This is a genomic window from Paenibacillus sp. Soil766 (assembly GCF_001428105.1).
Classification (GTDB): domain Bacteria; phylum Bacillota; class Bacilli; order Paenibacillales; family NBRC-103111; genus Paenibacillus_E.
In genome coordinates, this window is sequence record NZ_LMSJ01000018.1 from 2501 (window position 1) to 29084 (window position 26584).

Genomic DNA, 26584 nt, shown 5'->3' on the forward strand with positions numbered 1-26584 from the left:
AGCGAACTTTTTCCACTTCGAATTTTTGTGTAAACATTAAAATCATAAACCGCGTCTTGCTCCGCAGATGATTCAAGTACCACTCGATCTTTGTTAAGAATGCCTAGAATTTTCGCAGACTCTTTGATTTCACCTGCATGGACATGATTATCTAATACTTTCGTGTGAATTCCCACTTGATTTTGTCTATACCTCTTGTATGTTTCTATTAATTCCATGTATATGAACCTCCTAATGCACTGATAAATATGCTTGCAAAGTATTATAAAGGATGACCTGCTTTTGGGAAAGTGTTGTGTAGGTTTTCGTTGGCAGGTCCGATATGACCGTTTTGGGAGTCATTAACCATTAGCTCCTCTCACTCAACGACTGATTCAATTTCGCCTTCATATCCTCATAGCGATCCAAAAGCGGCATCAACTGCTTCCGCGTTAGCGTCAAAAGCGTGCACTCCGTCAAAGCCGTGATATTCGCATTACGAGGCGCATCCTTCAGCAATGCGATTTCACCGAAATGGTCTCCATCTTGTAGAACAGCTACCCTTATGTTCTCGCCTTGGGCATTCCTTTTCGCCACTTCCACTTTGCCACGTGCAATGATGTACAATTTATGCCCCGCTTCACCTTGTCGGAAAACATGTTGGCCGCTCATTATTTTTTCCGTCATCACCAAGTCCTTGATTTCGTGCAGCAGATCCTCATTCATATAAGCAAAGAATGGCATCTGTCTTAAACGATCGACTTCTATAACAACTTCACCCGTTTGGGATAGTTGGAAGCCTTGTTGCTTTTGCCATAGTCGGTGGTAGGCCCCTTGGCGCTCTAGCAATTCCTGATGCGTTCCGTATTCGATGACTTTCCCCTCTTGAATGAAATAGATCAGATCCGCATGTGAAACGGTCTTCAAGCGATGCGAAACAGCAACTACCGTACGACCTTGATTAGCACGAGAGATGGTCTCATTCAGTGCTATTTCTGACTCGGGATCTAAGGATGCCGCGACTTCGTCCATGAATGTGAGCTCATTCGAACGTAGTAAAGCTCGCGCGATTGAGATCCTATGTCGTTGGCTGACGGACAGATTGGCTCCATCATTTTCGATCCAGGTATCATAGCCATTCGACATTTGCATAATCGCCTCATGAACGCCGACCGCAAGCGTCGCTTCGAGAAGCTCTTTCTCGGTGGCATCGGAATGACCGATCAGTAGATTTTCGCGTATCGTCGTATTAAACAGATAAGGTTCTTGAAAAATAACGCCAGCTTGCGTTAGCAGCGAAGACAATTGAATTTTACGGAGATCAAGGTCATCCACTTGAATAGAGCCTTTTTGCGGATCATAGAAACGCATGAGCAGTTGGAGCAACGTGCTTTTGCCTGAACCACTTGGCCCCACCAAAGCTACATAACTACCCACTGGAATGGATAAGGTTAGATCATGAATAACAGGGTGCGCCTCTGTATAGCCGAAGGTAACGTTATCGAACTTAATTTCGTTGGTCAAAGAAGGATTCTGGGAAGCTTGCTCATCATCCTCCAGATCGGGCTGGATCTCGAGTACTTCATTAATGCGTCGTATTCCGACTTCACCCTCAATTAGATCAGGCACGACCTCCATGAATTGAATCACGGACACGCCAACCGTATCGAAAACCGAGTAAAAGGCAATTAAATCCCCGATGGTCATGGTTCCTTGGAACGTAAAATAGCCCCCTAAACCAAGAATAATCACGTTAATAACGGATAACACCATGATTGGAAGTCTCTCCAGATTGGAATTAATGAAGCTCCTCTTAACACCGAGTCTAAACCAGACTTGCAGTTGCTTCGTGAACCTATTTTTCATAGATTCTTGCAGTTGAAAGCCTCGAATGACCTTAAATGCCTTCATTTCCTCATCCATATTATTAGAAAATGACTCTACAATGCCAACGTACTCCTCGTTGTAGCGCTGCGCGCGTTTATTGAGAAGTTTTTGCGGGACGAACATGAAGACAATACCGACGAACGCAACAAGCGCCAATTTCCACTCTAGAACAAACAAAATGACCGTCCCCACCACCATACTGAGACTAGCCAGAATAAGCGTTGAAAAAGTCTGCATCATCGCATGCTCCACCGCTGGAATATCCATGGTGAACCGTGCAACAATATCCCCAATTCGATAGCGTGAGAAGAAATGAGCAGAAAGCTTCTGCGTCTGTTCGTAGAGATCTTTGCGCAGCCCGATGAGAATCGTCTCGTTTAATTTGGACATCGCGTAATCGCCGCCGACTCCAATCAATAAGTTCAAGACACCACCAATGAGAAGTGCTAAGAGAAGACCAAAGAAAATGGTCATATTCCGTGGTGTAATGGCATCGTCAATTAAATATTTAATACTTAATGACGTAAAGTACTCGAAACTGAGTTCAAATAAGAGTGCAATTATGAAAACGGTGAATATTTTTTTGCTATTTGCTAGATATCGTAGGACGGATCTGTATAAATAAAGCATCGCGGGTTTCAGCGCCTTTTCGTAGAGTCGGTCGTTAGAATGGGAGGAAATAGTTCATTTTACCTATAGTTTAGCATATCTGATTTGTGCACGGGAACGATTTAATTAACCTTATTAATAAAAAAAAGACCTCATCCATTGGAACTGGACGAAGCCTTTTTCTCTCCACTACTATGAAACAAACGAGTGGATTCGGATTACTAGGCGGTGGAAAAGCCACATTTGAAAGCTGAATACTGAATTGGTATTGAAGCATTTAAACTAACTACGACTAGAACAAAGGAGTTAGCGTCAATGAACTGCGGCAGAAAATCATTGGTGACATAAATGTGTGGTGTCTCACATTCATCCTTATCTGATGACATAACCATTACCTCCTACTACTCCTTTTATACTAAATGATAGTAGAGGGTTAGATGTGCTAGGCGGGAGATGGTTTTGGTATAAAAATAGGAGAGTCGCGGTGCGTCCCTCTTCCACTTCTTCTGCTTGTCTACAATTCCATGCCGCTGTATCCCATGGCACGATATCCCATTATTCTTTTCTTATACATACTCATGAGAATCGACACTTGGATATCGATATAATCATAAATCTGAACATCTTTTTTATTTGCATGGGAACGGTGTAATCTTCCAGCATATTGCTGCAAGGTTCCTTTCCATGAGATGGGGTGAACTAGAAATAAGGTATCTAACCTAGCATCATCAAAGCCTTCCCCAATCAATTTACCCGTAGCAATAAAAACTCGCTCTTCTGTGTCGGGAATACTTGCAATCCGCTGTCTTGTTTCCTCTCTCTGCTTTTTACCCATACCACCGCGTAATACAATGACGTTTTTTGCAAACTTCTCAAGTCTCTTTTCAAAATATTCAACATGTGCTGTTCTTTCTGCGAGAAGGATTGGTGATCTGCCTTGATTCAAGCATTTTAACAGATCGTTAAAAATCAGCTCATTTCTACTCTCATCATCTACCAAGAGCTGATAAATAGATTGAATAGATGGATTTACTGTAAGGGCAGGTAACTGAAAAGATGTATATCTTGGGATTACTTTATGTTCAAACCCCCTTGTTAGAACTTGTGATTTCGCATCAATTCGAGTCCGTATTGGACCGCACTGCATCAGCACAATTGGTTGCTGCCCGTCCTGTCTGGTAGGGGTAGCCGTAAGGCCAACGACATATTTAGCATTTGGCTTTTTTAACACCTGCTCAAAGCTAAAAGCCGAGATATGGTGGCACTCGTCTACAATGATTTGTCCATACTCTGTTAGATAATCTTTAATTTGACCCTTATAATTCAGGCTTTGAATGACCGCTATATCTATCTTGCCTGTTCGTTTCTCCTTACCGCCACCAATCAAACCAATATCTTTGATATTCACATTTAGAAAAGTGCTCATCCTTTCCTTCCACTGGTCCATTAATTCCCGACGATGCACAAGCACCAACGTGTTCACTTTTCTGGATGCGATAATAGAAGCTGCAACTACCGTTTTCCCAAAAGCTGTTGTGGCTGAAAGAATCCCCGTATCATGAGCTAAGATGGATCTCGCTGCAGTATCTTGAAGTACCGAGAGTTGCCCCTTAAATTGAACTTCTATATCTGCTCCACTATTCCTCTCATCGGATATTGCATACTCAACGTTATTCTTCTCCAGTAACTTGATTAATTCATGGAAGCAACCTCTCGGAAGAGCAAGATGTTTAGTGAAGTCCTCCGCACAGCCTATCACTCGTGGTTTTCCATACGTAGGCAATCGCATCGCTTGTGTTTTATAGAAATCAGGATTGGGAAAGGAGGCAAGTTGTTTAATCCTGTTAATTGCTCTACTTGATAATCCATGTTTTTCAACATAGACCATATTAGAAAGAATCAACTTTATCTTGGAAGGCAAATCTATTCCCATTTCTTCATCATCAAACTGTACTTGCTGCATATCCCACGGTCTATCCTCACTAATTTCCTCCCAGTTCCCTACATTTAAAACACTCGAGTTCCTCGTTAGTTCTTGTAGGATATTCTCAACCCGCGCTGAACTCAGTTTTCTTAATCCCGCTAAGAAACTCCATTGATCCTCATATGGTTTAAAATTGGTATCAACAAAAACACTATTCCCTTCTTTCCTAGGACTTCCTTGTAAAGGTAAAGCGATCAGATTTCCAAATCCCCCTCGCGGTAGCGTATCTTGATTAGGAAATAAACGATCGTAGGAGTCCAGTCCAAGCTCATGTCGATTCTCCATCGTTTTAGTAATTAGCGCACATCCTAACGACCTAGCAACACTAGCTTCAATTGGTTGTTCAAAAAATATCCATATATGCCCGCCGTTACCTGAACGTGAGCGCTCAAGTGCAGCAGGAACTTCACTGATTAGCTCAGGTGAAGACTTGTAGGGAGAATCGTCATTTGATAATTCTTCAAGCTTCTGCTTCAGTAATTGATTCTCATGAATCAAGCGATCAATCTCTTTCAGGGCATTCTCTAGTTGCTTGGCTAGATCACTCATAATTCCTCCGGAGGAAATAACTTTGTAAAGCTAGTTTAGCATAGGCATAAGTTAAAAAATAATAAAATAACCATCCAATCACGAGAGTTGTGATAGTGGATGGCTAATAAAGTGCTTGCTTCAGATCATATTCGACCCTTCATTTCTTCTTCCAATAAATATTTTCTCTCTTATGCTTAATTCCATCTATCCAAACAACCAAGTTATCTTCATCTACTTCAAACACAAGAATGACTTGATAAAGACCAAGCCTTGCCCAATAGCCTTTTAATTTACCAAACGATATTTGTTTTGCGGTAAGAGTTGGCATGAAGGAAAGTCTTTTATAGGACTCTAAATAGATTCGTTCCTTTACCTCTAATGGATATGCCAATATGCCCGCTAGCTCATTTAGCGCTGTTTGAGACCAGTATACATCTCACGGAGGTAATCGAGCCCTGCTTGCTGGTCATAAACTCGCCTATTATCACGATCTTCGCGGCTGTGTTGAACTTGTCGAATTAATTCTTCATCTCTAGAGAGTGCTTCGATATCCAAATACTGAGCTGCTTCACGTTCTCGTTTCATATTCAAGTAACCAATGAAGTCAAGCACCTCAATTGCATCTTGTTCAGGAATATGTTCAATTAATTACTGTTTCCATTATAACATAACAGCAAAGATATCTAATCACTCACTACGCTTACATTCAGAAAGCCACTAAATCGAAAAGGAGCTAGGTCATAAACCCAGCTCCTTTATACTCTCTATTGTTTCGCCGCCAGCTCTCCAATTCGCTCCCAATCCGATGCCGTATAGTTGCCCATAAACCATAAAGAAACAGCTTGCAGGTCATAGAATTTGGCGAGCCAAATCTTCTTGGCTATGCTCTGGGAATCTTCGTAGTACAAGACATGACTGCCCCGATCGTCTGCGAACGAAGCTTTCTTCAAGAAATACGGCATGTCCCATGTGGTATTCACACCAGGCATCGCCAACCTTTTCTCAACAGCAGCGGTGGCAGGTATAAGGGGAGGTCCGGTTACACCTGATTGAGTAATCCACTGATTAGCTTGTTTGGAAATACCAAGGACAAGCTTCTCCTTCGGTATGGATTGCAGTGCGGTTAGCACCGTATCGTTCACTAATGGCAGAGGCGCTGACGGTAATAGACTTTCATTATGTGTAAAGTCATAAGCCATAAGGATGACCGAATCCGCTAGTTCACCGATTTCTTTTAAATCATAACCCTTGTAATAATAAATCGGCGGAACAGCTACGGAAAACGTAAGTGAACCTAACTGACTTTTCAACTCCTGAAGAAATTGGGTATAGCCTGCTGCACTTCCCGCTTCCTTCAATCCTTCAAAATCAATACTTACCCCAGTAAACGAGTAGGCTGGATCTTTCAAAGTACTGAGCAATGATGCAATAAAGGTCTTTTTAGCTGATTCATCTTGAAGGAAGTCTTTTAAATTAGCGCCATCATAGAAAACCATCAGTTCCTTCGTGATTTGGGCAGCATCCGCAGTAGCAATGACCTCTTCATAACCATCTGGCACGCGATTAACCGTTGAGCTGATGTTCAATGAAGCTGTTCCAGCGGCGCTGTATGACAAGTTAGACCAACCAAAAATGACATGGGAAAGCTTATTCATTTGCTTAATCGCAGGATAGGAAGTGAGGGCATAATACCCTGTGAAATCGATCTTCTGCTCAGCAATTCGCTTATCAATCAAACGATAGATAACGGCTGCTGCCTGCTTACGGATCAAAGACTCTTTCGGGTTGAATCCTGTCTGATCTCCCTCCATAATACCGCGATGCGCTGCGTAATACACATAAGGTTTCATTGCCTCACTCAAAGTTGAATTATCCGCAAAACGTCTAACTACTTGCTCTTTCTTCCAATCCGTGGTCAGCCATTGTTGACGAGCCGTTTCACTTTCAGACTCCAGCAACGATTTCCCTACGAGCATAGCAACTTCTTCTCTCGTGATTGGCTGCGCTGGATGAAGTAAGCCCTCCTGATCTAGTAAGCTATCTAGCCATTTACGTTCGTAGACAGCAGCAATATAAGGTGCCGACCAACGGTCCTTCGTTACATCAGCGGGGATACCCCCAAGAGCGGCTTTACTCTCTATTTTACCTGCCATAACGAGCAACTTAATGAAAGCCTCTCTAGACAAGTCATCATTGGGACGATAAGTTTGGTCCTCGTAGCCATTAATTATACCTAATGCGGATAGTGTGTAAATCGGATCTTTGGCGTAGTCTTGTTCCTCATCCTTGAAGGGCTGGAGTTGTACATCGTAGGCTAAAGCAGTATTTGCAAACAATAGAACAAACAGCGTGCCGAATAAAATTGTCTTTTTCAACATAAATCTCGTCTTCCCTCTCCCTCTATATCTGCGATTGCTAGATTTAGTTTCATAGCAACATAGTAATAGACGCATTGGGCTGGTGATTAGTTACGTTAAAATGAAAAAACGTCCCATCACATGGTGTGATTGTGGACGGTTCGCGTATATTCCTTAGAACTCAATCTTCATCTTCATCTTCATCAAATCCGCCGACATGCCTGTAATAGACATCTGCCAGTCCATCCTGAAATCCCCAGCCTACATTCCCAGCTCTTTCAATAATAAGCATTAATTTCTCACGGAACAAATGGTATCGCCCACCGCTATCATCTTCAGCGATTTTTTGAACAGCCGATTGATACATAGACACCATACTATTATAAAAAGACTCGTACATATCCCCGTAGTCATTGGTCATCTGTACACCTAACTCGACATAGTAAATCATTAACTCGATCGTTCTAACTTGATTATTGCTGAGCTTACTGAATTCAGAAATTGCCTTCCTAGCATCTGCAAATTTCAGTTTGGGCTCACCACGGTCAGGATAAAATTGAATTAAGATCTTCTTTTCCGCTGCTTCAAACAGTTGATTTTCTGTATGTTCAGGATCTAGCATCATGTGAATATATTTTTTGACATCCTCACTAGATTTATAGCAATCTACAATAATAGATACTAGCTCTTCAGCTTTGTACGTTTTGAGTTGTTTCTTAAGCTCTGGTAGTGAAATCTTGGACATGTTGATCTCTTTCCTTTCTTCTAAAGATCTTTGTCCACTATTATATCAAAAAGTGATTTCAAATGAGCTACTTTTTCTCCGCTAACGTGTTGCTTTCCTGAAAGTAAAGGACATGATTGAATAACAGCGAAAGTAATTTCCGCATCGATCTGATGCCAGCTTTGTTCATTATATTAGCAAGATGAATCTTGACCGTTTTTTCGCTGATTCTGCAACGTTCGGCAATTTCGTGATTGGAAAAACCATAAATAGCGACCATCAGGAAAATTTCCGACTCTCGCTTCGTAATTTGATACCTATTCGAAAATACATCCATGGAACTACCGGTTTCCTGAATTAGAAACTCATTCATTCGCTCGTAATCAGTGCTACATAATACATGCATATCCTCATTTTTCCTCTGATGCAAGTCTTCTTTCAAGTCGTACTCCCTCCTACTCAGGGTTACGTTCCAACAATGATTTCAACGGCAAATACAAACTCAAGATTAGAAGAATGCCACCTAGTAAGTTCCATAAAATCATCAACATTTGGACATGCCTCCCTTAAAATTCCATCATTCCTTTATCTACATTATAGATGCTACTAAAGACCTATCCAAGATGAAGAAGTTCACTAGATGTGCAACTTTTTCGACGCCTTATGCGTTCTATGTATGACTTAAGTCATGTTTATGCTAAAATGAATGGTAAATAAAGCCATGTATTTGAGGGTAAAGATATGGATGTACATTTAAATAAAAATATGACGCTCACTTTGAATATCATCGTGATGGGCGCAACACTCTCACTTTTGTTTCATACGAGTAAATTTTCGGTTGGACTACTGCTGCTAGCATGCACGTATGTTGCTGCTGTCCTTATGAGGGATTACATCCTAAAGATTGCTCTGCATAGTAAGAGAGGTTTCCAGTTTTTATACGCTCAACTAGCCTTGGCGCTTGTGATCTGTGTTTGGTCGGAAAGTTATTTCTCACAAATTTACCTCTTAATTCTCATTGGCGAATTTACCTTTCATCACGGTAGAAAGCATGCGATTATCTTTACAATCATCACTTATGTTTGTGTTTTACTAGGCGTCATGATCTATCGTCAGTTTCCCCCCTTTGAGGACATCTATTTGATTATTCCTAGAGTGATTGATTTCTTTGCTATCTACGGAATGAGCCTGCTTGCTAGAATCGCGTTTCAACAAAAGAATCAGTTGGCTATCGACAATGAACATCTGCGAATTGCCTCTATTGCGCTAGAGCAGAAGGCCAAATTACAAGAACGGACGCGAATTTCCCGCGACATTCATGACTCCGTTGGACATACGCTGACATCTGCGTTAACCGGGTTGCAGACGGCAGAGCATGCTTTGGAGAAAGGCCAGTATCCCATTGCCAAAGAGATGATTGAACGTACGAAAGAAAGTATTCTCAGAGGGCTAAATGATGTACGAAGTTCAGTCCATGTGTTGCGAGAAAGCTCTCCCGATCACTGCTTCATACCTGATCTTATTAGGCTGATCGATGATACCAAAAAGCAAACTAACGTGGAAATCGCCTATACGATCGACACCATGACGCTTGATCTGACACCTATGATTGAGATCACGATTTACCGTGCACTACAAGAAGGTTTGACTAATGGCATTCGCCATGGCCTAAGTACCTATTTCCACTTCTCACTAACCTATCACGAGGAAGTTCTTCGTTTCGTTTTATCCAATAATGGTCATTCACCGATCCACATTATTTATGGCTACGGACTAAATGCGATGAAAGAACGAGTGGAAGATGTTGGGGGAACGTTGTCCATACGTAACAAAGGTGCATCTGGCGGAGTAACGCTAGATATAGTCATACCCTTCAGTCGAAAATGATCGGAAGGAGTGATCGAATTGTCTCAAACAACCATCCTTGTCGCAGACGACCAGCCCCTTATCCGCGATGGATTAGCAGCTATTCTAGGTATGGAAGAAGGATATAAAGTCGTAGCTACAACGGGGGATGGCATTGCCACAATTGAACAAGTACAGTTGCATCGTCCTCAGCTCGTTATGATGGATATCCATATGCCCAAGCTTGATGGCTTAGAGGCTACCAAACAAATCAAAGCCCAATTTCCGGAGATTAAGGTACTCATTTTAACCTCATTTGAGGATGAAGCCTACATATGGGAAGCGATACGTCACGGTGCCAGCGGTTATTTAGTGAAAGGCGTCGAGACGAAAAAAATACTCTCAACCATTCAGGTGTGCTTAGATGGTGGCATTACCTACCCGCTAAGTATTCAACCGCGCCTTGTCCAAGCACTTCGTTCCTCAGAGGAACACGAAGAAAAGGCATTGGAGGAAAACCTGCAACCGATTGAAACGCAACAACAAGATAACAAGCTGTCTGGCTTATCTGTGCAGGAACGGAACATTCTGAGGAATTTGAAACAAGGGAAGTCGAATCAAGCCATCGCTTCTGACATGTTTCTAACCACGGGGACTGTGAAGAATTATTTGAGTGCTATTTATAAGAAGCTGAATGTCTCTGGACGGTCGGAAACGATTGCTTATTTGCACGAGAATGATCGGTAGGGATCGTGGATCTATACGGGGTACGGAATATTGTCTCACCATACAAATGGAGGAGCCCACAACATCGTTGTGAGCTCCTCTATTTGCATATTAAAATATGGTAATCCATCTCTCGAGCTCATTCGTGCATGCCCAGATGTGTGAATAACGCGACCGCAAATTCCTCATATCTTGTTCATCATCGATTGTCCAAGCAATCAATTGTAGGCCCGCTTCATCGCAGCGATGAACAAATTCATCCGTTAAATAAATATGTTTCACAGACACATACTTCGCATTAATTTCCTTCGCAAATGGGAATACCGCCGGTGTTGCGCCGTAAAGGACGAGTCCTACTTGAATATCCCTAGACAGTTCCCTTGTTCGAGCGATGGCGTAATGGTCGAAGGAAGTTACGAACACTTGCTCCTGAACCCCTGCAACTCGAATCGTCTCCAGCACTTGTTCCTCTAAACCTGGATACAACAACCCGCTCTGTTTCAGTTCGATATCGACGTGAGCTTTTCCCTTCGCTAGCATTAGAACTTCCTCCAGCGTTGGAATCTGCTGACCTCCGCCAGCATCCAATGTCCGAATTTGCTCAAAGGTGAAGTCTGCCACACGGCCGGTACCATTCGTTGTTCGATTCACGGTTGTATCGTGAATGACAACAGGCACTCCGTCTTTCGTGAGTTGCACGTCCAACTCCAAATGACTATAGGACAAATCTAAAGCTGCCTGAAATGATAATATCGTGTTTTCCGGGTATTTTTTTGGGTAACCCCTGTGAGCTAAGCCAGTGATCATGTCGCGTTGTCCACCTCCGGTTATCGTATATACCTTGTAATCATAACGCAAATGTAGACAACCGACCACTATGGCTTAGTCATTCCAGGGCAGCATATAAATTCGCTCTAAAGCATAGGTCGTGGAAGTTTTGTATTTGGTTGCACCTGATTCAAATAAGATGTACATGATACCTTTCCATTTGAATATGCCTTCAGCCATCGGTGCAATTTCCATTTTCTCTATCTTGTTCTTATTGTCTAAAAACCACACAGGCACTTCAGATTGTCCGAGCTTTACCGCCGTATGCGGCTTATCCAACAAACTGTTCTTATATCGCGTTAAGTCACTAGTACTGTTTCTTCCGTACGACTGACTGAGCCATATGCTGCCCTTGTCGAGATACATCCCTTGCACACTGTCTGGCAGCGAAAGAATCATATCGGGTACAACCGGCCCCGACGCTTGCAATTTGGAAGCACTCGGCAAGTCTGTCGAAGGGTCAAGCTTATAGCCGACAGCCCAAGCTTTATGCTCCTTTTCTTCCCGGTTCGTCATATAATGTGAAACGTCCGTCGGATAGCTGGCGCCTTGTGCAAATTCACCAACCCATAATATACCGTCAGCAAAAGCATTAAATGAGGCGCGCGTATCGGTTTGAACGTTCCCTTTAAAGACGATTTTACCAGCCTTATCCGCTTTCAAGAGATCTTCCTTGGGGAAATAGTAGGCGTTACTCTCTGAAGATATCCAGATGTATTTGTTGCTAACGGTAACACCGCCTGCATGACCTGTATAAGGTGTAGTCTCGTTCTTATAAATCTCAAGAGCTTTGACCATCTCTCCGCTCTTCTCATCAACAACCGAGATAATGCTAGGCTTACCGTCCTCACGGTAATGAGTAACCAATATCCAATTCTTCTCTTCCAAATACGCCATACCTTGCGGGATTGCATTCTGCTTCAATGCTGGAATAACAGGTCCTTGCTTGCTCTTTTCAAGGAATGTTTTGATTTCAGGCATATCGACACGAATCTTGATGCCCGCTTCTTCTTGGGTTATTCCCGTCATTGTGTTCACCTGCTTAGGAGTAGCAATTGCCTCGATCGGTGTCGCTGATGGAATCTCTTTAGCATTTAAAGTCGCTGTCGGCTTCTGACAGCCCACCGTTGTTACAGCGATCAACCCTAACACAACCATCATATAAGAGAAGTGGAACCTACTCATCCTTGCCCCCCTATAGGCTGTCTCCACGCTGTCAAAATCTTGCGCAATTTACCAGGGAAATCGGTAATTATACCTGAGGCGCCTCTTTCGATGGCTTGTTTCATCTTCTTTTCGTCGTTAATCGTCCAAGGATACACCTGAATTCCTTTACTTAAGGCATCGCGTATATCCTCTTGGTTAATCCTTTTAAAACTAGGATGCAGGGAATACACGGGCACCCCAAGTCCTGTCGCCAAACTGGTGTGGTTTCCTGGATTGATTTCATACAAGAGCCCGATTTTCGCTTCAGGCAGCAAAAGCTTTAGGAAGAGAAGGCTTTTGTGATCGAAGGAAGAGACGACCACATTATTCACGCGATCTTTCCTTTTCATGAGCTCGGCCAGTGCTGGCTCGAGCTTACGGTCGTAAGAATCTTTGATCTCTACATTAATCATCACTTGTGGCGGAACAAGGTCGAACACTTCCTCTAATGTAGGAATCCGTTCACCTTCGTATTGTGAGTTAAACCAGCGACCGGCATCGGCCTGCTTCAACTCAGAGAGCGTCATCTCGTGCACAACACCCTTCATATCTGTTGTTCGATCTACAGTGAAATCATGAATGACGATAATTTCACCGTCTTTGGATAAATGAATGTCCAGTTCGATGGCGTCGCAGCCCTGTTCAATTCCGAGGCGGAAAGCGCCGAGCGTGTTCTCCGGGGCTTCCCCCTTAGCTCCACGATGAGCGATTACTAATACTGATGGTTGCGTCATATTCATACATTCCTCCTAGGCGTTAAGCAAGTCATTAGTTCTGGAATCCGCTCGATGGCAGCCTCGAAGCGCTCCGCCATGAGCTTATATCCCATTGCATCTGGATGAAGCAAATCGGGCAAATGGTCGGAATCAGCCTCCCCGATCACGTCCAATCCGTCAAGATAATACAGCTGATTATCGCCTGCTTGCCTAAGCAGCTCAACGGCATCCCGGATCTGCTCCCTGAACAGAGGAAGCGTCATATCTACCCGATTCGGAACAACCTCACGATCTCTACTATAAATAGGTGATTGTAAGAGGATCGGAGTGTTCTCGTGTCGATCACGAATTGTCTTAACAAATCCAACAACAGCAGCTAGAAACGTACGAGTACTGTAACTCGAGCCGCCCATGATGTTAATACCCAGGCACAAGGATATGAAGTCAGCCTTCATATCCCGGATCATACGAGCAACCATCGTCTCCATATGGCAATTGGCTGAATACCCTATACAAGTCAAGTTCCAATCCATCTGCCTAGCCACGATGGCTGACCAAGTCTGAGACGGACTCTCCGCAGCTTCTGCCTGTGTGATCGAACTGCCGTAGGCAATCCAGCGGAGTCTCTCATCCGGAAACTTCCGATATTCTGCATCATTATCGATGAAGAGCCCCGTCAAACAAACTGGCCTTGTAGGCGGTAAGTAAATCTCAATACGTTTCATTCCTTCTGGAAGAGCGGTGAAGTAAATTCGGTTCTCCTCTGCCGATGCTTTGCCGGTTGCAAGTAGACCGCCGTCAACTACGCAATCCATCACCATTTCCCTACCAGAGGAGAACTCAACGGCTATCTCCGTCGTATTGCTGATCATAACAACCCGAACACCTGCTGTTGCTTCCGATTTACCATTGATAGCGTTTGGGACAAACAAGGCACGGTCCTGATAGGGAATACGCCACGGCTTGATTCCTTCTGGCAAACGCTCAATTGATACGGCACCTTGTATATCCCATTCACTCATATCTATTGGTTGCATAGGTCACCTCCGATTTACTTAAAGGTGGAATTGGCCATTGCAGCCACAATGTATTTCTGTGCAAAAATAAACAATACGACGATCGGCAAGATAATCAGCACACTCGCCGACATGATGATATGCATATTTAATGCTTCATCCCCAGCAATCGAATCCCGCATCATGGAAATACCTACAGTCAACACGCGCATCTTGTTCGAATTCGTCATAATGAGCGGCCAGAAATAAGAATTCCAGCTGCTAATAAAGCTGATAACGGCTAAAGTAGATACCGTTGGCATGGCCATCGGCGTTAATATTTTGTACAACACCTGAACTCGATTCGCACCATCCACCCTCGCTGCCTCGATCACATCATTATTAATCGAGCGAAACATTTGACGGAGGAGGAAAATGCCATAAGCAGATGCAGCATGCGGAATGATAAGCGCGTAATACGTATTAATCCAGTTCAACTTCGACATCAGTACATACACCGGTACGAATACAACCTGTTCCGGTACGATAAGCGCCGCGAGTACGAGTGCGAACAACTTGTCTCTACCTGGGAATGTCCCCTTCGCAAAAGCGTAGGCTGCCATAAGACCAATATTAATCTGTAGAAAAACAATCCCCACAGTCTGAATAACCGTATTCAGCGTAAACCGATAAAATGGAATGGCTTTAAACGCCGTGGCAAAGTTCTCCCACATCACCTTTTCCGGCCAAAATGTCGGAGATGACACCCGGAGCTCGGCCGGTGTTTTTAAAGCGGTAATCAGCATCCAATAGATCGGGAAAAACATCAACAGCGTAATGATAACGGCAATACCGATACGGGTAGTATGGAGCAACGGTTTTGTCATGTTCTTGTACCTACCCTTCGTAATGAACTTTCTTCTTAGACACATACATTTGAACCATGGTTAACAAGATAATAATAAAGAAGAAGATAACCACTAAGGCTGATGCGCGGCCTGTTTTGAAATCCGTAAATGCCATTTCATAGATCCAGTACACCATCGCTTTGGTCGATTCTAACGGTCCACCGTTCGTGATAACGTCAACAGACTGGAACACTTGCATCGAAGAGATGAAATGGGTAATGACAAGGAATAACGTTGTCGGTGAAAGAAGCGGTACCGTGATTTTCCAGAATTGCGTCCACTTCGATGCCCCATCGATACCTGAAGCTTCGTAGTATTCAACTGGAATGCTTCTTAACCCGGAAATGAAAATAATCATCGTAAAGCCGACGCCTTTCCATACCCCAACGGCAACCAGCACCCACAGCGCTGTTTTCGTATTCGTAAGCCATTGAATAGGCTCGAGTCCTATCCATTGCATAATGTTATTCATCAGACCGTAATGACCGTTGAAAATCCACAAGAAGATCATAGAGACAATAACCATAGATACATAGTGCGGCATGAAAATAATGGCACGCATGAAATTGAATGTGCGCGAGGAGTAATTAAATAACAAGGCAAGCAGCAAGCCAATTCCAAGTGTTAAGAAAACATCCGCTACCGTATAGGTGAATGTAACCTGAAGTACCTTATAGAAGGTCTTACTGGTTAACAAATATTCATAGTTATCGAATCCGATAAACTTCTTCGTCGGCTTCGTCATATTCCAGTTCGTAAAACTTATATACAACGAGTTAACCAGCGGATAATAAATGAATACCATCAAGATGACTAATGCAGGTATGGCAAACGAGAAATCTTTCAAGTATTCTATCCAACGGGAACGAGAACGTGTTCTCACGATACCGCCAACTTCTGGATGAATCTGGCCCGGCTTGTTGTCCGTATTCATGGCGTATCCCCTTTCAACTTACTTAAATGAACTGTCGTGTAGAAAACCTCAGCTTCCTACACGACATTACAGCTAATTCTTATAGATTAACTTTCGCTTAAAATGGCATTGATTTCTTTCACAGCTTCTTTCATCGTCGGTTCTGGATCTGCATTCTCCAAAATCATCTTACCTACGACTTCCATATACTTCTTGCTGAACTCCGGATAAGCTGGGTGCTGCGGACGTCCTACAACGTTGTCGAAATTATCAAATACAGCTTTGTATTGTGGCAGCTTAGCAAAATATTGCTTACCTTCATCGGTATTCAGTACCGATTTATGCGTTGGCAGGTAACCAGTTCCTTCAGCCCACTTGATGTTGTGCTCCGCATCTGTCATGAACTTGATAAACTTCCAACCAGCTTCCTTCTGTTTAGCTTGCGCACCTTCCATCATGACAATTCCTGCTCCACCAATATGTGATTTGCGTTCTTTATCACCAGGAATGAAGGATACACCAACTTCAAACTTCGCATTCTGCAAGTACGTTTTCAATACAGCTGATGTATGCTGTACCATGGCCACCTTCTCATCCAAGAACATCTGTCTCATCGTATCCGATGCACCTTTACCGTAACCCATGTGAATGGAGCCTTCTTTCAACCATTTGTTGAAGTTCTGGATCCATCTCATGCTGTCAGGCTGATCCAGCAACGTTTTGGTACGCTCAGGGTTAAGAATGGAGCCTCCTCCATTTGAAATCCACGGGTCCATGTACCACGTATCCCAGCCTGGAACAGAGAACGCGAAACGAGAAGTTTTCCCGTTTTCCTTAACGACGACTTTCTTATTAAACTCTTCAATTTCAGTCCACTTTTGTGGAGGTTGCACGCCTAGCTTATCCAGCATAGTTTTGTTGTAAATCATGACGCTCGTGCTGACGATCAGCGGGAAGCCGAATTGTTTCTTATCATATGAATACGCTTGCAGCATCCCTTGTGAGAAGTCGTTCATGTCTACCTTATCCCGTTTGATGTATCCGGATAAATCTGCGAATGCACCGCTGTCTGCAAAGCTCGGAAGCGCCGATACTTCGACGTTAGTCACAGCAGGTACATCTTTCGCTGCAATAGCCGCCTGAAGTTTCTTTTGCAAATCAGCATAACCCCCTTGGAATACAGCTTCTACCGTAATGTAAGGGTATTTCTTCTGGAACGCGGCGATCATATCATTCACGGCACCCATTTGAACTTCTGCGTGGGAGTGCCAATACTGGATTGTAACAGGTGTGGTATCTTCCACAGCTGGTGGAACCTCTACTTCTTTGGTTGTCTCCGTACCGCTGCTGCCGCAGGCCGTCAATGTTGTTAGTAACAAAGAAGATGTTGCTAGTGTAGCTAACCATTTTTTACTTTTCATATACAAATCCCCTCTCTGGATTAAAGCAAATTTTCATTGATTGCTGCCGTTCGTCTACGAAAAAAGCATAAAAAGGAGAGCATTAAGTCAGGCAAGAAACAGAAGGGCCGCACACTCATGCACGGTCCGTTCGTCTCTTGGGCTGTCTCAATGATCTCCGCACCCAATCGTTTTGAACGAGAATAAAGCGTTTTCTTTAGTGAGAGTATGGCATATATCTAGGGTTAATGTCAACAAATTTATTATCACCTAGAAGCAACTTGTGTATTCTTAACCGGTTTTACAAAGCGTAGGTTTGATTCACACGGGACGCACCGCCGCTCAGTTGTACCCCCTTGGATTCCAATGAAATAATATGGCTGGATTTCAAAATACGATCAATCGCTTGCAACAGCGCCTCCGAATAGCCGCTTTTCAAATGAAAACGAAGCTCCATCACCCCTTCCGATACGCCTGATATCTCCATTTGGCCTTCAGGCTTCATCTGCACATTAACGACCTGGATGCCTTGCTCGCCAAATTGAGATGCAATCGTACCCAAAACCCCTGGTTTATCGACGATCTTAATAACCACCTCTTGCGTCCGCCGGTTCCGCATCATTAACTTTTCCCATTTATTCAGAACAAATAGGCTAAGTAAAACCATAATAGTCGCCAGCACAGCGCAGTAATAGAAACCTGCTCCTACGCATAGACCAATGGCTGCAACGACCCAAACCGAAGCCGCCGTTGTAAGCCCGGATACCGTAGAACCCGTTCTCATAATCGTACCTGCGCCTAGGAAGCCGATCCCGCTAATGACCTGCGCAGCCAGACGGGCAGGATCCATCCGCACGTTCGCTTCAGTAACGAACTCGGAGAAGCCGTAGATGGATAACAGCATGATCGCTGTCGAGCCGATGCAAACCAAAATATGCGTCCGTAAGCCAGCCGCGTGGTTGCTCCACTCCCGCTCCAACCCAACGAGTCCACCTAAGCATACAGCCATCAAAATGCGAATCGTCAAATCCAAATGAGTAATATGCCACACGCTAGCGGCCATACTCTTCACCTCCTTTCAAGGTGCTTAAATCGCATGATCATTCGCAGGAAACTCGTAAATCGATTGGAATAACGACTCGACCATAGCGATTTGCTTCTGCTTCAGATCCGCATTGTAGGATAGGGAGCTGCTTAACATTTGGAGGACGATATCGGCATACTTCTCCGCCTTCTCCAATTGAAAGTACGACCAGCCTGTATGAAGACGCAGAAAATCGGCTGCTGCGACTGTCATTTCTGCCTCCATCGCATAAAGTAACTGGGCATGGATGAACTGCAGCTCTTGATTAGGGGTTACTTGCTTCGCGATAGGGAGATATTCCAATATCTGCAACGCATTCGTGCCATAGGTATCGATCCACTCCTGCATCGTTGATCTGTCTACGCCCTGCGTCTTACCAATGCGAAGCATCTCCTGCTTCCAGTCTTGGAAGTTGGCACCGCGGTTCTCACCGCCGCTAATCGTGATAGCGTCTGTACTGCAGGCGGGGAATTTCCTGCCATCCCCACGTTCCAAATGCTGCGCGACTAGGTCGGTGACCTTTTCCGCCATTTTACGGAATCCGGTTAATTTACCTCCAGCAATCGTGATCAAACCACTGTCCGAAACGAAAATCTCATCTTTTCTGGACAATTCGGAAGGTCCTTTGCCTTCTTCATAAATAAGTGGTCGTAGACCGGCCCAATGTGAACGAATGTCGTCAATTGTAAGTTTGACAGTCGGGAACATCGCATTCACAGCCCGAATGATATAGTCACGATCCTCTTTCGTCGCTCGCGGGTTATCTATTGACTTCTCGAATGCCGTGTCCGTCGTTCCGATATACGTCGACTTCCCCCTAGGAATAACGAACACCATCCGACCATCCGGCGTATCGAAATAAGCTGCTTGTTTGACGGGAAGCTTCACGTAATCTACAACAAGATGGACGCCTTTGGTCAGAAACAATCGTTTCCCCTTCAAAGAATTATCGATTTGACGCATCTTATCTACCCATGGCCCTGCTGCATTCACAATGTGCTTCGAATAGATTTGAAATGGTTGCCCGTTAATGCGATCAGTAACCTCGACCCCAACCGCCTTGCCATCACGATAAATAAAATCAGTGGCCTCGGAATAGTTTACAATTTGAGCACCACGTGCATAAGCCGTTTTCATAATATCAATCGTTAAGCGCGCATCGTCAGTCCGGTATTCGAAATAAAGCCCGCCACCTTTGAGCCCATCTTGTTTTAGCAAAGGCTCTTGACGGACAGTCTGACTGCGCCCTAGCATTTTTCTACGTTCTTTGCGCGCTACACCTGCGAGCCAATCATAAATGTACAGTCCGATCGAAGAGGCGAGGTAACCATACGTGCCCCCCTTATACACGGGAAGAAGCATAGGGGCCGGAATAACGAGATGCGGAGCATTTTTATACAAAATTGCCCGTTCTTTGCCAACCTCCTGCACGAGCTTCACGTCGCCTTGCTTCAAATAACGAAGCCCGCCGTGGATCAACTTCGTTGAACGGCTGCTAGTTCCGGAACCGAAGTCGTTCTTCTCAATAAGGCCGATTCGCATACCTCGAGTGACCGCATCCAGAGCGATCCCCCCTCCGGTAATCCCACCTCCGATGACTAGTACGTCCAATTCCTGCTGTGCCATGCTTCTTAGAATCTCGATACGGCTCTGTGCCGAAAACGTCGGTCTCATCGTCCTTCTCCCCCGAATATAAAAAACCCTCCATAGAAAAGAATGCGAACGTAAAGTCTCGCACCTTTTCCAAAGAGGGTTCTCCTAGTCTCTCCTGCTTGGAATTAGTATTCTATGTTACTCCCATAATGCTGATGAACCTGCAGATACGGCAAGTGCACCGGCTTCTAATGCGTCTTCAATCTCCTTAAGATTACCAACCAAACCACCAGCAATAATAGGAAGTGTCGTCATATCTGTCATTTCGCGAATAATGCGAGGCATAATGCCTGGCATCACTTCAATCGCATCAGGACCGCTCTGCTCCGCTGCCTTAATTCCTCTGAGGACCGCGCTTCGATCAATCAGAAAAATACGCTGAATGGCCATGAGCCCCGCTTCCTTCGCACTGCGAATCAAGTGGCTCTTCGTCGAAATAACACCTGTCGGCTTGATGACCTGTGCGGCATAGGCAACACCGCTCTTGTCCGAGGCGATGCCTTCAATAAAATCCATGTGAATAAACACATGCTTGCCTGCTTCTTTGAGCCGATCTACCATTTCCTTCAATGTAAAGATGGATCCGAAAAGCAAAAACACAATGTTCGCCGGACTCTGAATGGCCAGCTCGATATCTTCTACCTTCTGTACAGCTGCGATGGTTTGATGTTCAACTAGATCAACAATCGGATACACACTTGATTCCACCCTTCGTCGATGTTAGAACATTATACCACGATTATCATAAATGAATGACTTCTTTGATACTTGAAATAATATGCAGAGGACGATTCGGCGAACTATCCGCCATTTCCTTCGTCGCAACACCCGTCAGCACCAGAACGGATTTCATGCCAGCGTCATTGGCCATTTTGATATCAGTCTCCAGCCGATCTCCGATCATAAAGCACTCTTCGAACGGTAAACCCAAATGGGCTGCTGCTGCCTCGGCAGCAATTAAAGACGGTTTGCCAACGACCAAATCAATCGCCTTGCCCGTCGCCACTTCCAACGCTGCAATAAACGTACCCGTGTCCGGAATCTGACCTCCATCTAGTGGGCAGGTCGCATCTGGATTAGATGCAATAATAATCGAACCTCTGATCGCTGCCTGATACACGCTATTCAGTTTGTCATAGGTGAATTGGCGATCCCACGAAAGCACCACATAGTGGGCTTGCTCGCTATCCTGTGTAAGCGGGATACCGTTTTCCTCTAGTTCCTCTACAATCGGTTCCTCGCCAATAACGAAAACTAACTCACCTGGCTGGAGACGTTGATTCAAGTATTGAGCAACGATTTGCGATGAATTCAACACATCTTCGATCGTTACGGGAATGCCCATTTTAGATAACTTTTCCACATAAGATTGACGGGTTGCAATTGGTTTATTCGACAAAAATACGACTTTGTCTCCTCGTGAACGCAATGCTTGTATCGCATCAGCCGCCCCTTCAATTGCTCGATCCCCAAGGTATACTGTACCATCCAAATCAAACACGTAGCCTTTTGCCATATTGGTCCCACCTTCTAGTAAGAAATCATCAATATCCAATTAGGAACGCAAAAAAGACCTTATCCATGTAAACATATTCCGCCAATTGTATGGCAGAATATGATTACGGATAAGGTCTTCTCCTAGACTCGCGCCCAACCGTATATTCATACTTTGTACGTTTACTATAAAGCGTTTTCACTCTTGTTGTCAATCATCTTTTTAAGACCGCAAATTAAAGCGCATTGAAACAGCGAAAACTCACAATTTCTTCGACAGTTTGGCGTAGGACGAAGGCGTCATTCCCGTGATCTTCTTGAACACCCGACTGAAGTAAAACTCATCTTCGTAACCGACCAACTTGGAAATGTACGTCAACGTCAATCCAGAACACGCGAGCAATTCCTTCGCTTTCGTCACTCGCAGTCGAATGATGAAGTCTTTGGGCGAGAGACCGGTTAGTCGCTTGAACTGTCTGGAATAATAACCCTCGCTAAGTCCGGCCATCTTAGCCAACTGCTCCACTGTCAAAGGCGATGGGTAATGATCCGCGATGTATTGGCAGGTGAACCCAATCGCAGAATCTGCATCGCTGCTGTATTGTTGGTCGTAGATTTGATTAATCAAGGAAAGCCACAGTTCGCGAAATGCCAAATTACAGCGATACTGCGAAATCGGGTCATAGCCCTTCCATTGTTGAAACACCATATCGAAACATCTTCGGATCTCGGCCGGCCGAACCGTCGTCAATCTGCCTCGCATAGGCGCAAGCCAGTCAGTTGCGGGTTCGATTATCCAATCTTGCTTCTCTTTGTAACACAGGTGGTAATCAAATCGAATATGGTAAATCTCAACATCTTCTTCATCCGAGATCCACCATTCGAACGTCGTTTCTGGAACGAACAGCATCACAGAGCCCGCTTCCAATTCATACTTGACGTTGTTCATCACATAGCAGCCTGTACCTCTCACAATGTAATGAATGGAATGGATATTATGAATGTACGGCGATTGATAGGTGCCCGCTGGGAGTATCGTATTGCCGGCAAATGCGATCGAAAACATCGATTTATGGAAATGATCCGCTAGTTGGGTCGCGTTTAACACAGCATACTCCCTCCTTGCTAATAAGGAACCGTGCCTAGATCACAGGCCGCAGGACAACGTGCTGTTTCCCACGCCCGAGCGGCACCGTTGCCTCTTGATACGATACAATGAACGCACGTCTCACATGATCCGTTTCATTCCCTCTGGAAGAATGCCAAATGAGCGCGTTGAATAGTAAAATAGAACCGGCCTTCATTGGCACTGGTTCAGCCTTGGATAAGTCTACCTGCTCCTCATCCAATGCCTTCCGGCACGTACCGTTATCCTGTACTATATATGATTGCAGCCCTTGCTTATGACTGCCTGGAACGATCCATAGGCACCCGTTTCGCTCGTCCGTATCCTGCAGCGGTACCCAAATCGACATCCGAGTGTCGCTGTTCACAACCTCCGTGTAGTAGGCATCGTCCTGATGCCAGTGACATACCGACGGACTGTGCGGCAGCTTAGTCAATAACTTGGAGGAGAAGATCGCGATACCCGGTTTCACAATATCTTCGATCAAGGTCAGAATACGTTCGTCATGGGCAAAATGTTTCGTCGTTTCTGTCAGCATCGCTAATTGGTACGTGAATCCTTCATGCTCGCCTGATGATTGGGGAGGTGCTTCACACCCATCGAGCTCTTCGTTCATCCCACTTAATTCTTCCTTCTGAAAAAGATCAGTAACCACCACATAACCAAACTCATCGTAATGTTTTTTCTCTTCTATCGTCAATTTCCTCACATATCTCACTCCCTTTGTAAGTGCTTGGTAGTATTGTAGCACTTGGCTTTTCTAGCCTACCATGGAGAAAACCGATATGAGATCTGGACAAATCTGATGTTCGTTGAGGGTGGCGAAGAAGACCCCGCGGGTGAAAGCATGCTTACAGCGTCATTGCCTGTCCGTACCGAGCTAGGAAGGCTTCCTTCTCTTTGAAATCCGGCATTATGCTGCCAACTCGTCTCCAGAAGGAGCGATCATGATTCATATGCAGGAGGTGGCAAAGTTCGTGAACGATGACGTAATCAATTACTTCAACGGGTGCCATGGCAAGGCGATAGTTGAACGTTAGCTTTTTGTCCGAGCTGCAACTCCCCCATTTCGTTCTCGACTCATCGATCTCAATCGTCTTGGGTTTGACTTTCAATTGCGTTTGATAGATTTTGATTCGCTGCGCTACGATCTTCTTGCAGCTCGCGAAATAGAACTTCTTCAGGTTGATTTTCAACTCATCCTGCGAGAGACCATTCGTTTCGATTAACTCGTGGAGGAAATAGTATTTCCCGAGATGAAGGAACTTGCCTTCGTCTTCATATTCCCTGACCTTGGGAATCGGCTGCCTCGCTTTGGTGATGGCGTTTAGCTTGTCTAGGATAGACTTGCTGTGTTGTTGCACAGCGTGTATGATTTGCTCCTGACTGATGTCGTTGGGAGCTTTGACCGTGATGAAGCCACTATCATCGATGTGGATATGGAGTTTCTTACGGATGGCATATTGGACGTTGACGTCTATGGTTATGTTATCGAGTTCGATTTTCATGATTTATCTTTGGTCTTAATAAATTCCATGATGTGCGCAACGGTTTCCTGTTGCTGTTGTTCCCTTGAGATCGTCGCTGTTCCATCCCCTTTTTGGGGACCGTAATTACCAAATTGACCATGGTTCCCACCTTCGATAACGAACACATTTTCTTTGTAGGTTATCTTCGATTTGTCCAGTACACCATCAAGTGAGCCATACACCGTTAGCGCATTTTCTGGCAGAATGTCACCATAAATATAGGCGCCGAGCAGGATAAGCCCCTTAATCTGATTAGGGTGCTTAGAAGCGTAATTACTTGCCATTGCTCCGCCTAGTGAATGTCCGCCGATATACCAGTTTTTGATTTCGGGTAGTTTTCCAAACGCGTTATCCGCAGCATTGCTATTCAAAAACGCAAGATTAAAAGGCATATCAACAAGCACACAGGTTATGCCGTTTTGACGTAATTTTTCAAGCATAGGTAAATAAGCAATATGCTCGACCTTCCCACCAGGATAGAAAATGAAACCTGTCTCGCTTGGCGTTGAAGGCGACAGAATTGTAAGCTTTCCATCTGTTTTTATTGTCTTTTCATTGACCAAGGCATCCTTGGACACATCAACCGCATGATAATAATTAGATGCATAAATTAAAAATGCCGCTGCGAGTAAAAGAACGAAGGAAAGAAGTGAAATCAACGTGATTTTGAGCCATTTTTTCATGTGCGGCCCTCCGTATATTGGTTGTCTTAATGATGCTATCTTACATTGTTGTATTCAATTGTACAAATTCGCAATAGCAACAGAATGCAAACAAAAGCACACTTGGATAACAAGTGTGCTTTTGTTTGTTTTATTCCTATTTATTGGACTATCGGCGCATTCCTCTAACGCCACCGCCACCACCGCGTGATTGGGTAATTTGAGTGATTTTTTCTCCATTGACCGTAACATTGCCGCCATTTAATTGAGCTGTACCATCTGCGTCAAAGGCGGAAACTGCCTTTACATTAATGGTTCCTCCATTAATATAGAGATCACCGTTTGAATCAAATGCATCCGTATCCCCGCTAGCCATGCTTACATCAATGGTACCGCCATTGACTTCAATCACCACATCAGAATTGATTTTGGGTGTAGCATTTATACCATCATTATTTGCATACAAAGTAATCTGACCATCATTTATCTTAATAGCGTTGGCCTCGATGCCTTCTTCACTGCTCTCTATGTTAATGATGCCGCCATCTATTTGAACAAAGCTGTTGCCACGGATGGCATCATCGGCAGCGTTAATCGTTAATGTGCCACCCTCAATATAGATATACCCTCGGGAAGTATCTTCATCGTTTTCGCTATGCAGAGCATCCTTACCTGAATCTATGGTAATCGTTCCATCATTAATAAGAATGGCATCATTGGCCTCTATCGCATCTGCCGATGACTGAATGGTATACATGCCTCCAGTAATTTTGAGATCATCCTTTGAAGAAATACCGTTACCCGCTTTCGATACAATGTCTAAGGTTCCGGTTCCATTCAGGGTCATATCTGCTCTTGAGAAAATGACCGCATCCAAATTGGTATCTCCATCCGCCTTATAGCTTCCTGAAACGACCATACGGTTCTTACTCTCAGTCGATGTAACGAATACTTTATCCGCTTCTTTCACATAAATGGCAGGTGAATCTTCATTCGTTATACTGACGCCGTCAAGGACGATTTGAACTTTTGCATCATCGGCAGCATCGACCACTATCGTCACGTTGTCTACCTCACCGCTCAAGACATAAACACCTTCTTTATTCAGTGTCACATCTTGATTACTTACCAGTTTCATTTGTGTGGCAGTTGCAAGATCAGCCGACTGTTTTAAATCCCGATCACTGAATAATTCAGCTGTATCTTGATCGGAAGCTTTCGCTGTTGATGCAGCTATCGATGCCGCTGTTGACGTAGCTGTTGGCGCCGCGCTAGACGACACGGTCGAAGTTGCTGTTTGTGTGGTTACTGCCCCAGCTCTACTATCGACTTGTGCGTTAGAGCACCCCACAGCGGCTACGCTAAGCAATGCGGCCAAAGTAATAACGCTTAGACTTCTCATTTTTTTGTTTTTCATGAATTAAACAC

Annotated in this window: 27 protein-coding genes (1 of these 27 only partly in view); 2 read left to right on the forward strand and 25 right to left on the reverse strand. The window is 44.3% G+C overall.

Annotated features, from left to right (window positions below):
• From ASG89_RS14595 to ASG89_RS14630, 9 genes are all read right to left on the reverse strand, one after another.
• Positions 1-218 carry the start of a hypothetical protein gene (locus tag ASG89_RS14595; RefSeq protein WP_057311448.1) on the reverse strand. It extends 424 nt beyond the left edge of the window, so only the first 218 of its 642 coding nucleotides appear in the window; its start codon is at positions 216-218; its stop codon lies beyond the left edge, outside the window.
• 130 nt (positions 219-348) lie between these two features.
• Entirely contained in the window at positions 349-2496 is a 2148-nt protein-coding gene (locus ASG89_RS14600; RefSeq protein ID WP_057311449.1) for an ABC transporter transmembrane domain-containing protein, read from the reverse strand.
• A 200-nt stretch (positions 2497-2696) separates the two neighbouring features.
• Entirely contained in the window at positions 2697-2861 is a 165-nt protein-coding gene (locus ASG89_RS36415; protein ID WP_157276665.1) for a hypothetical protein, read from the reverse strand.
• Between the two features lie 128 nt (positions 2862-2989).
• Entirely contained in the window at positions 2990-5008 is a 2019-nt protein-coding gene (locus ASG89_RS14605) for a TOTE conflict system archaeo-eukaryotic primase domain-containing protein (protein ID WP_057311450.1), read from the reverse strand.
• A gap of 139 nt (positions 5009-5147) precedes the next feature.
• Entirely contained in the window at positions 5148-5318 is a 171-nt protein-coding gene (locus ASG89_RS14610; protein ID WP_235549765.1) for a type II toxin-antitoxin system RelE family toxin, read from the reverse strand.
• 80 nt (positions 5319-5398) lie between these two features.
• The gene (locus ASG89_RS14615) at positions 5399-5575 is read right to left on the reverse strand and encodes a hypothetical protein (protein ID WP_235549766.1); all 177 of its coding nucleotides are present in this window, start codon (positions 5573-5575) and stop codon (positions 5399-5401) included.
• 179 nt (positions 5576-5754) lie between these two features.
• On the reverse strand, positions 5755-7368 hold the full coding sequence (locus tag ASG89_RS14620) for a glycosyl hydrolase family 18 protein (protein WP_057311453.1): 1614 nt from the start codon (positions 7366-7368) through the stop codon (positions 5755-5757).
• 160 nt (positions 7369-7528) lie between these two features.
• The gene (locus tag ASG89_RS14625) at positions 7529-8092 is read right to left on the reverse strand and encodes a DUF6155 family protein (RefSeq protein WP_057311454.1); all 564 of its coding nucleotides are present in this window, start codon (positions 8090-8092) and stop codon (positions 7529-7531) included.
• A 67-nt stretch (positions 8093-8159) separates the two neighbouring features.
• On the reverse strand, positions 8160-8513 hold the full coding sequence (locus ASG89_RS14630; RefSeq protein ID WP_057311455.1) for a helix-turn-helix domain-containing protein: 354 nt from the start codon (positions 8511-8513) through the stop codon (positions 8160-8162).
• A 299-nt stretch (positions 8514-8812) separates the two neighbouring features.
• On the opposite strand from ASG89_RS14630, the gene ASG89_RS14635 reads away from it, so the two are divergent.
• The gene (locus ASG89_RS14635; protein ID WP_057311456.1) at positions 8813-9958 is read left to right on the forward strand and encodes a sensor histidine kinase; all 1146 of its coding nucleotides are present in this window, start codon (positions 8813-8815) and stop codon (positions 9956-9958) included.
• 18 nt (positions 9959-9976) lie between these two features.
• Positions 9977-10663, forward strand: a complete 687-nt coding sequence (locus ASG89_RS14640; protein ID WP_057311457.1) for a response regulator transcription factor — start codon at positions 9977-9979, stop codon at positions 10661-10663.
• A 90-nt stretch (positions 10664-10753) separates the two neighbouring features.
• Here ASG89_RS14640 and ASG89_RS14645 read toward each other — a convergent pair whose 3' ends face one another.
• The 16 genes from ASG89_RS14645 to ASG89_RS14720 all read right to left on the reverse strand — a co-directional run bounded on the left by ASG89_RS14645 (position 10754) and on the right by ASG89_RS14720 (position 26573).
• Entirely contained in the window at positions 10754-11449 is a 696-nt protein-coding gene (locus tag ASG89_RS14645; protein WP_057311458.1) for a glycerophosphodiester phosphodiesterase, read from the reverse strand.
• A gap of 75 nt (positions 11450-11524) precedes the next feature.
• Positions 11525-12655 carry a hypothetical protein gene (locus ASG89_RS14650; RefSeq protein WP_057311459.1) on the reverse strand — a complete coding sequence of 377 codons (1131 nt, stop codon included), beginning with the start codon at positions 12653-12655 and terminating at the stop codon, positions 11525-11527.
• Positions 12652-13410: a glycerophosphodiester phosphodiesterase gene (locus tag ASG89_RS14655; RefSeq protein ID WP_082593258.1), complete on the reverse strand. Its 759-nt coding sequence runs from the start codon at positions 13408-13410 to the stop codon at positions 12652-12654. The genes ASG89_RS14650 and ASG89_RS14655 overlap by 4 nt, the downstream gene beginning before the upstream one ends.
• 2 nt (positions 13411-13412) lie before the next feature.
• Entirely contained in the window at positions 13413-14429 is a 1017-nt protein-coding gene (locus ASG89_RS14660) for an SGNH/GDSL hydrolase family protein (RefSeq protein WP_057311461.1), read from the reverse strand.
• 14 nt (positions 14430-14443) lie between these two features.
• Positions 14444-15274, reverse strand: a complete 831-nt coding sequence (locus ASG89_RS14665) for a carbohydrate ABC transporter permease (protein WP_082593231.1) — start codon at positions 15272-15274, stop codon at positions 14444-14446.
• 10 nt (positions 15275-15284) lie between these two features.
• Entirely contained in the window at positions 15285-16229 is a 945-nt protein-coding gene (locus ASG89_RS14670) for a carbohydrate ABC transporter permease (protein WP_057311463.1), read from the reverse strand.
• An 86-nt stretch (positions 16230-16315) separates the two neighbouring features.
• The gene (locus tag ASG89_RS14675; RefSeq protein WP_057311464.1) at positions 16316-17629 is read right to left on the reverse strand and encodes an ABC transporter substrate-binding protein; all 1314 of its coding nucleotides are present in this window, start codon (positions 17627-17629) and stop codon (positions 16316-16318) included.
• A gap of 280 nt (positions 17630-17909) precedes the next feature.
• Positions 17910-18671, reverse strand: a complete 762-nt coding sequence (locus tag ASG89_RS14680) for an MgtC/SapB family protein (protein ID WP_082593234.1) — start codon at positions 18669-18671, stop codon at positions 17910-17912.
• A 24-nt stretch (positions 18672-18695) separates the two neighbouring features.
• Positions 18696-20366: a glycerol-3-phosphate dehydrogenase/oxidase gene (locus tag ASG89_RS14685; RefSeq protein ID WP_057311466.1), complete on the reverse strand. Its 1671-nt coding sequence runs from the start codon at positions 20364-20366 to the stop codon at positions 18696-18698.
• Between the two features lie 117 nt (positions 20367-20483).
• Positions 20484-21041 (reverse strand): glycerol-3-phosphate responsive antiterminator, encoded by a 558-nt coding sequence (locus tag ASG89_RS14690; protein ID WP_057311467.1) that lies wholly within the window; start codon positions 21039-21041, stop codon positions 20484-20486.
• A gap of 46 nt (positions 21042-21087) precedes the next feature.
• Positions 21088-21861: an HAD-IIA family hydrolase gene (locus tag ASG89_RS14695; RefSeq protein WP_057311468.1), complete on the reverse strand. Its 774-nt coding sequence runs from the start codon at positions 21859-21861 to the stop codon at positions 21088-21090.
• Between the two features lie 240 nt (positions 21862-22101).
• A complete protein-coding gene (locus ASG89_RS14700) occupies positions 22102-22947 on the reverse strand; it encodes a helix-turn-helix domain-containing protein (RefSeq protein WP_057311469.1) in 846 nt (281 codons plus the stop codon).
• A gap of 34 nt (positions 22948-22981) precedes the next feature.
• Complete coding sequence (locus tag ASG89_RS14705) at positions 22982-23674, reverse strand: phytanoyl-CoA dioxygenase family protein (RefSeq protein ID WP_057311470.1); 693 nt, start codon at positions 23672-23674, stop codon at positions 22982-22984.
• A 142-nt stretch (positions 23675-23816) separates the two neighbouring features.
• Positions 23817-24473: a M48 family metallopeptidase gene (locus ASG89_RS14710; RefSeq protein ID WP_057311471.1), complete on the reverse strand. Its 657-nt coding sequence runs from the start codon at positions 24471-24473 to the stop codon at positions 23817-23819.
• Positions 24470-25177: an alpha/beta fold hydrolase gene (locus ASG89_RS14715; protein ID WP_057311472.1), complete on the reverse strand. Its 708-nt coding sequence runs from the start codon at positions 25175-25177 to the stop codon at positions 24470-24472. The genes ASG89_RS14710 and ASG89_RS14715 overlap by 4 nt, the downstream gene beginning before the upstream one ends.
• Before the next feature lie 148 nt (positions 25178-25325).
• Positions 25326-26573, reverse strand: a complete 1248-nt coding sequence (locus ASG89_RS14720; RefSeq protein WP_057311473.1) for a carbohydrate-binding domain-containing protein — start codon at positions 26571-26573, stop codon at positions 25326-25328.
• Positions 26574-26584: the final 11 nt, after the last annotated feature.

Coding starts and splice junctions, on each gene's coding strand:
- ASG89_RS14600 (WP_057311449.1), bottom strand. CDS start 2,496: ATGCTTTATTTATACAGATCCGTCCTACGATATCTAGCAAATAGCAAA.
- ASG89_RS36415 (WP_157276665.1), bottom strand. CDS start 2,861: ATGTCATCAGATAAGGATGAATGTGAGACACCACACATTTATGTCACC.
- ASG89_RS14605 (WP_057311450.1), bottom strand. CDS start 5,008: ATGAGTGATCTAGCCAAGCAACTAGAGAATGCCCTGAAAGAGATTGAT.
- ASG89_RS14610 (WP_235549765.1), bottom strand. CDS start 5,318: ATGCCAACTCTTACCGCAAAACAAATATCGTTTGGTAAATTAAAAGGC.
- ASG89_RS14615 (WP_235549766.1), bottom strand. CDS start 5,575: ATGAAACGAGAACGTGAAGCAGCTCAGTATTTGGATATCGAAGCACTC.
- ASG89_RS14620 (WP_057311453.1), bottom strand. CDS start 7,368: ATGTTGAAAAAGACAATTTTATTCGGCACGCTGTTTGTTCTATTGTTT.
- ASG89_RS14625 (WP_057311454.1), bottom strand. CDS start 8,092: ATGTCCAAGATTTCACTACCAGAGCTTAAGAAACAACTCAAAACGTAC.
- ASG89_RS14635 (WP_057311456.1), top strand. CDS start 8,813: ATGGATGTACATTTAAATAAAAATATGACGCTCACTTTGAATATCATC.
- ASG89_RS14645 (WP_057311458.1), bottom strand. CDS start 11,449: ATGATCACTGGCTTAGCTCACAGGGGTTACCCAAAAAAATACCCGGAA.
- ASG89_RS14650 (WP_057311459.1), bottom strand. CDS start 12,655: ATGAGTAGGTTCCACTTCTCTTATATGATGGTTGTGTTAGGGTTGATC.
- ASG89_RS14655 (WP_082593258.1), bottom strand. CDS start 13,410: ATGACGCAACCATCAGTATTAGTAATCGCTCATCGTGGAGCTAAGGGG.
- ASG89_RS14660 (WP_057311461.1), bottom strand. CDS start 14,429: ATGCAACCAATAGATATGAGTGAATGGGATATACAAGGTGCCGTATCA.
- ASG89_RS14665 (WP_082593231.1), bottom strand. CDS start 15,274: ATGACAAAACCGTTGCTCCATACTACCCGTATCGGTATTGCCGTTATC.
- ASG89_RS14670 (WP_057311463.1), bottom strand. CDS start 16,229: ATGAATACGGACAACAAGCCGGGCCAGATTCATCCAGAAGTTGGCGGT.
- ASG89_RS14675 (WP_057311464.1), bottom strand. CDS start 17,629: ATGAAAAGTAAAAAATGGTTAGCTACACTAGCAACATCTTCTTTGTTA.
- ASG89_RS14680 (WP_082593234.1), bottom strand. CDS start 18,671: ATGGCCGCTAGCGTGTGGCATATTACTCATTTGGATTTGACGATTCGC.
- ASG89_RS14685 (WP_057311466.1), bottom strand. CDS start 20,366: ATGAGACCGACGTTTTCGGCACAGAGCCGTATCGAGATTCTAAGAAGC.
- ASG89_RS14695 (WP_057311468.1), bottom strand. CDS start 21,861: ATGGCAAAAGGCTACGTGTTTGATTTGGATGGTACAGTATACCTTGGG.
- ASG89_RS14710 (WP_057311471.1), bottom strand. CDS start 24,473: ATGAAAATCGAACTCGATAACATAACCATAGACGTCAACGTCCAATAT.
- ASG89_RS14715 (WP_057311472.1), bottom strand. CDS start 25,177: ATGAAAAAATGGCTCAAAATCACGTTGATTTCACTTCTTTCCTTCGTT.
- ASG89_RS14720 (WP_057311473.1), bottom strand. CDS start 26,573: ATGAAAAACAAAAAAATGAGAAGTCTAAGCGTTATTACTTTGGCCGCA.